Annotated in this window: 4 protein-coding genes; 1 reads left to right on the forward strand and 3 read right to left on the reverse strand. The window is 59.6% G+C overall.

Annotated elements, in window-relative coordinates; all coding sequences use genetic code 11:
• Nucleotides 1-656: tripartite tricarboxylate transporter permease (locus Q0341_RS03870; protein WP_299510713.1), on the forward strand; the 656-nt coding region annotated here is incomplete at its 5' end.
• A 59-nt stretch (nucleotides 657-715) separates the two neighbouring features.
• Here the strand turns inward: Q0341_RS03870 and Q0341_RS03875 are convergent.
• The 3 genes from Q0341_RS03875 to Q0341_RS03885 form a co-directional block, all read right to left on the reverse strand.
• Nucleotides 716-1,762: an Ldh family oxidoreductase gene (locus tag Q0341_RS03875; RefSeq protein ID WP_299510715.1), complete on the reverse strand. Its 1,047-nt coding sequence runs from the start codon at nucleotides 1,760-1,762 to the stop codon at nucleotides 716-718.
• A gap of 106 nt (nucleotides 1,763-1,868) precedes the next feature.
• Complete coding sequence (locus Q0341_RS03880) at nucleotides 1,869-2,477, reverse strand: lysophospholipid acyltransferase family protein (protein WP_299510717.1); 609 nt, start codon at nucleotides 2,475-2,477, stop codon at nucleotides 1,869-1,871.
• A 276-nt stretch (nucleotides 2,478-2,753) separates the two neighbouring features.
• Nucleotides 2,754-3,979, reverse strand: a 1,226-nt coding sequence (locus Q0341_RS03885; RefSeq protein WP_299510719.1) for an aldehyde dehydrogenase family protein, incomplete at its 5' end; no start/stop codon positions are given.

Below are 3,979 nucleotides of genomic sequence, written 5' to 3' on the forward strand. Positions count from 1 at the left end.
CCATCAGCAAGAAATTTTCCAAAGAGCCAGAAAAATTTGGCACAGGTCACGTAGAGGGCATTGTGGAGGCGGGTTCTGCCAACAACAGCGCGTTGGCGGGCTCATGGATCCCGGCTTTGGTGTTTGGCATTCCCGGTGACTCGATCACTGCGATTGTGATCGGGGTGCTGTACATGAAGAACATGAATCCGGGCCCCATGTTGTTCACCACGAATCCGCAAAATATTTATGCGGTGTTTTTGCTGTTCATTCTGGCCAACCTCATCATGATTCCGTTGGGCATTTTGTGCATCAAGGTGGCCAAGCGCATCTTGCTGGTGCCCAGGGACATCTTGATGCCCATCATCTTGTTGTTTTGCGTGGTGGGCACTTTCGCTATCAACAACTCGGTGTTTCAAGTGGGTGTGATGCTGGCAGCTGGCATTGCGGCCTATCTTCTGGAGGCCAATAAGTTCCCGGTGGCCCCGGCCATTTTGGGGGTGGTGCTGGGCGGCATGCTCGAAGAAAACTTCATCACGTCGATGATCAAGAGCAACGGCGATCTGAGCGCCTTTGTGTCACGCCCCATTGCACTGGCATTGGCCATCGTGACGGTGTTGGTCTGGTTTGCACCCTTGTTGCTCCGGGCCTTGCGCAAACCCGCACAAGGCGCGTGACCGACGGCTCGGGCGGCCCGCGCTCAGGCTGGCCCGACCGCTGATCGGGTGGCTGGCCGTTAGACAGGTTCAGGCGCTGCAACCTGCAGCTTTTCGGCCCAGGGCAAGAGCATAGGCATGATGCTCGGGTAAAGCGGCACGCCTTGTTTGTCGCTGCTGGCCTTGATCGCCAAACCGCGCTCACCTGGTGTCCGTACCCATCGGTCAGTCTGTGCCGGGCGTGATGCGTGGCACTGGCGAGACACCGCATCCATTTGCGTGTTGAAACCAGACATACCCGCAAATGCTTGGGGGTCGATGATTTGCAAAAACACGGTGGCCCCCCATCCTTCGGGCGCATCGGCTCGGCCGTGTCCGGCGAGACCACCTGTCAGTGCCTCGACCATCCAGCTCAGACCATAGCCCTTGTGGCCCGAATCCATGCCGCCCAGCGGCAAGATGGTGCCTTTGGGTTCATTGAACAAGACGGCGGGGTCACGGCTGGCTTGGCCATGACCGTCCATCACCCACTCGGCGGGCAACAAGCCCCCCTCTTGGTGCAAACGGTTGGTCATGCCATTGGTCGTGGCCGAGGTGGAGACATCGATCAGAACTGGCCGGCCCGATGTGGGAATGCCGACCGACATGGGGTTTGGGGTGAACACCGGGTCCAGACCCCCAAAAGGCGCGATGCTGGCGGCGTTGGGGTCCGAGCAATGCAAGAGCATCATGAAGCCCTGATCGGTCACGCGCTGGTGGTATGCCGCCAAGCAGGCAATGTGGTGGCTACGCCGAATGACCACGGTGCAGGTGCCTTGTGTGCGGGCACGTTGTGTGGCCAGTGCAATGGCTTGCAGCACCAGCCAAGGGCCGGGCAGGCGTTGGCCGTCCCAGGTGACAGCGGCGGGGTGGTCTGAGACCACCAAGGGCTGGCCCTCTTTGCGCATCTTGCCTGCCTCCAGCTCCGCCAGGTAAGGGGCGAGCAATGCCAGTCCATGCGTGGTGTGGCCCAACAAGTCACCTTCCAGCAAGACGTCGGCCACCGCTTGGGCTTTGTCTGACGGCAAGCCGGCATTTTGCAAGAGTTGATCGGCAAAGGACAGGAGATCGGGTGCGGCGTAGTTCATGGGCTTCATCATAAAAACAAGCCTTCAATGTGCTGTCACCACTTGGACTCTGGTGGTGGGCTTTGGCCAATTGAAGTAGGGCTTGTGGCTGACAGATTCAGCGCCATCAGGTTTGTCCATTGTCTGGCGGCGTTTCAAACTGTTCCGCGTTCTTGCCTTTGAAGGGGGCGTAAAAAGCCCGGATCGCGACCATGTCCTTGTCGATGTCGCCCGTGGGGTAGAACAGTGGGCCCAGGCCGCTGACTTTGCGTGAGTAGTCCTTGTAGGCCATCACGATGGGCACCTTGGCCTGGAGCGCGATGTAATAGAAACCGGTTTTCCAGTAACGGGTTTTGCTGCGCGTGCCCTCCGGCGGGACCACAAGGTGCACTTGGCCTTCGGCTTGGACCAAGGCTTGTGCGCAAGAGTCGACCAGGTTGGAGGCTTGCGAACGGTTGACGGCAATGCCGCCCAACCAGCGCATGAGCGCGCCGAAAGGAAATGAAAAAATACTGCTTTTACCCATCCAATAAATCTGCAAGCGCAAGGCAAACGCCACCATCAAGGTGTAAGGCAAGTCCCAGTTGCTGGTGTGGGGTGCCGCAATGACAACGCACTTGGACACATGGGCAGGCAAGGCGCCCTCGATTTTCCAGCCCGTGATTTTGAGAATGGTCAGTGACAACCGGCGCAATGTGGTGTTGACAATGCGGGTGTCAAAAATGGTGCGGTGCATGGCAATACATCGGATTTGGGGGACAAGGTGGCCAGCCTGATGGCGCTTGTCATCCGGCTGGTAGGCTTGTGATTATCGCCACCCCAAGCCGATGAGCGGGCTTGCCCCCTGTTTTGGGTATGTTGTTGTGCCGAGTGCGTGTTGCTGGTCGGTTTGGTCAGAAGACCCATCGACCGCGCAAGGGACCAGGTGCACCCGCCATGCCGTGTAGCCCCATGCCGAGCAAGTGCCAGCATGGGGGCAAGACAATTTAGGGCTTGACCAGGTTGGGTGCTTTTACCCCAGCAGCGCGTTCAAGAAAATGCGCGGCATCTTCAGCAAGCTGGGGCGGTGTTGAAACGCCACCAGCAATTTGCCCAAAATGGCTCCTTTGCGGTTGGTGACGAACCATGGCGGACGAGGCAACAGGGTGAACGACAAGCTCAGCAGGTTGCGCGGGAAGGGGCGAAACGGGGCTTCGACCACGGCGCGTTCGGTCTTGTCGAACAGCATGGTGTTGTGCACCACACCGATGCCGCTTTGCACATCGTCCAGCGTGTGCCCCGGAAACGCGCCCCAGGGCGACTGCGCCGACAAAAAGCCCAAGCCGGTCCAGGCGTTGATGGCGATGGTGCCGTAGCGCAGATTGGCCAGAATGGCTTCAAAGCGCGGGCGTCCGATCTGGGCGATGGTGCTGGGGTGGATCACGATGTTGGCCCCCAAGGTGCCGTACAGCTGGCTGTTGGCCATCTCGATCGCAGCGACCAAATACGCCTCGGCATCTTGCCCGCCGATTTCGACCACGCTGAGCGCGGGCGCAAACACTTCGGTGTTGCGTGCTTTGGCGTTGCCCAGGTCCAGCGTGGACATGACCAGGTCTTGTCCGCCGGGTTGCTTGAGGGTTTTGAATGTGGGGTTGTTCGTGCAGAAATCGGCCAGGCGCTCGGGCGCGCCGGGGTAGTACAGGCCACGAGGGAAAGCGTTTTGGATCACGCCTTCGAGTGCCTGCACAAAGGCAGATTTTTGCGCCCAATCTTTGGGCAGCACCAGCACCTGGCACGCCACGCAGTTGAAGCCCGAGTTGTGCAGTTTTTGTGAGGCGACCTGTTCGGCCTGAAACCGGATGTCGGCCGCCGACCAAGGGCCGGGCACCACAATGGTCGGGCACACCGCGCCCAACTCCGAGGTGATCTGTCGGGTGTTGGTGGGCGTGTTGGCGGCCTTGTTGGCCGCGCCTTTTTCGCCGGTGCCCCAGACGATGGCGTCATGCGATGCACCCGCACCGGTGATGTGCAGCGTCTCCACCAGTGGGTGGTTACACAGGTATTGCCCCACATCGGTGCCGCCGCGCACGATGCGCACAAAGCCCCGGTCGATCAGCGGCTTGAGTGCGGCATTCAAGAACTCGATCAGGTAATCGTTGACCGGGTTCATCTTCAGCATAGCCACTTCGTTTTCAGCAAACAGCTTGTGGAACACATCGAGTGGCGCAATGGCCGCGATGTTGCCCGCGCCCAGCACAA

This window comes from uncultured Limnohabitans sp. (assembly GCF_937889215.1).
GTDB lineage: Bacteria > Pseudomonadota > Gammaproteobacteria > Burkholderiales > Burkholderiaceae_C > Limnohabitans_A.

Coding starts and splice junctions, on each gene's coding strand:
- Q0341_RS03880 (WP_299510717.1), bottom strand. CDS start 2,477: ATGCACCGCACCATTTTTGACACCCGCATTGTCAACACCACATTGCGC.
- Q0341_RS03875 (WP_299510715.1), bottom strand. CDS start 1,762: ATGAACTACGCCGCACCCGATCTCCTGTCCTTTGCCGATCAACTCTTG.